Here is a 1,622-nt window from a genome sequence, read left to right on the forward strand (position 1 = left end):
ATCACGACATCGACGAACCCGCCATTCGCGCCGTGCTGGGGGCCTGATCCGCCATGCATGTCGTCTTCCGCGAAAGTCATGGGCTGGAGGAGGCAGAAACGCCGTTCGATCCGGGGCAAGACCCGGCCGAACTGGTGGTTCTGTCATTTTCCGACAGCGACCTTGGCGCTTTCGCGGCGGGATGGCATCGCGGCAAGGGGCGGCTGCCCTCGCTGCGGCTGCAAAATCTGGTGGCACTGAAACATCCGGTCTCGGTGGATACCTATATCGAGGCCACGCTGTCGGGTGCCAAGGCGGTGCTGGTGCGGCTGATCGGCGGCGCGGCCTATTGGGCCTATGGGCTGGCTTCGCTGCAAGATCTGGCGCGGCGCAAGGGCATTGCCTTGGCGGTGCTGCCCGCCGATGGCCGCCCCGATGCGGCGCTGGAGGCGGCCTCGACCCTGCCGGTCTCGACCCTGCACCGGCTGGCGGCGCTGTGCGATGCCGGTGGCGCGGTGGCGGCGCAGGCCGCATTGGCGCAACTGGCGCTGGCGGCGGGGCTTTATGCCGGGCCGGTGCCGGGCGATAAATCCATGCCGGACTGGGGGTTCTACGATCCCGCGCGCGGTGTGGTTTCGGGGGCGGAGGGGGCCTCGGTTCTGGTCAGCTTTTACCGCAGCTATCTGACCGCCGCTGATACCGGCCCGGTGGATGCGGTGATCACCGCGCTCCGGGATCAAGGGGTGAGTGCGATGGGTGTCTTTGCGCCCTCGCTCAAGGCGGCGGGCTTTGCGGCATGGCTTGCGCCGCATCTGCGCGCGGCGCCGCCGCGCGCCATAGTCAACCTGACGGCCTTTTCCGCCAAGGCCGAGGATGGCGCGACGCCGTTTGATGACTGCGATTGCCCGGTATTCCAGCTGGCGCTTTCGACGGCGCGCCGCCGCGATTGGGCGGCAGCGGATCGCGGCCTTTCGCCTGCCGATCTGGCGATGCATGTCGTGCTGCCCGAGGTGGACGGGCGGCTGTTCGCGGGCGTCGTCTCGTTCAAATCGCCGGGCAAACGCGACCCCGATCTGCAATTCTCGCGCTTTGCGCATCGGGCAGATGCCGGGCGCGTGGCGGCAGTGGTGGCGAAGGTGCGCGCTTGGCTGACGCTGGCGGAGACCGATGCCGCGCAGCGAAAGCTGGCGCTGGTTCTGTCCACCTATCCCGGCAAGGCGCATCAACTGGCCCATGCGGTTGGCCTTGATGCCCTCGCCTCGGTCGCGGACGTGCTGACTGATCTGGCTGCGGCGGGCTATGCCGTGACCCCGGCGGGTGCCTTGGCCCCGGCGCTGCTGTCTGACCGCCTGTCCTGGCCGCTGGCCGCTTACCTTGCCGCGTTGGAAACCCTGCCGCAAAGCCTGCGCGACGACCTGCACGCCGCTTGGGGCGCGCCCGAGGCGGACCCGGCCTTTGCCAACGGCGGCTTCCATTTCGCTGCGCAGCGCAACGGGGCCGCGCTGGTGGCGCTGCAACCCGAGCGCCGCGATGATTCGCTGCGGGAAGGCGAGTAACACGACCTGTCGCGCACGCCCCTCCATGGTAATGAGGCGTTATACATTAGCCTGCGAGCGCAGGGCGTGCAAGCCCTGAACCAAATG

The 1,622-nt window shown here is 68.5% G+C and carries 1 pseudogene; it reads left to right on the forward strand.

What is annotated here, in order from left to right:
• Positions 1-53: 53 nt before the first annotated feature.
• Positions 54-1,622 (forward strand): annotated as a pseudogene (locus tag JNN06_RS01740) (cobaltochelatase subunit CobN); the annotation flags it as partial.

The organism is Gemmobacter sp. (assembly GCF_016792925.1).
GTDB lineage: Bacteria > Pseudomonadota > Alphaproteobacteria > Rhodobacterales > Rhodobacteraceae > Gemmobacter.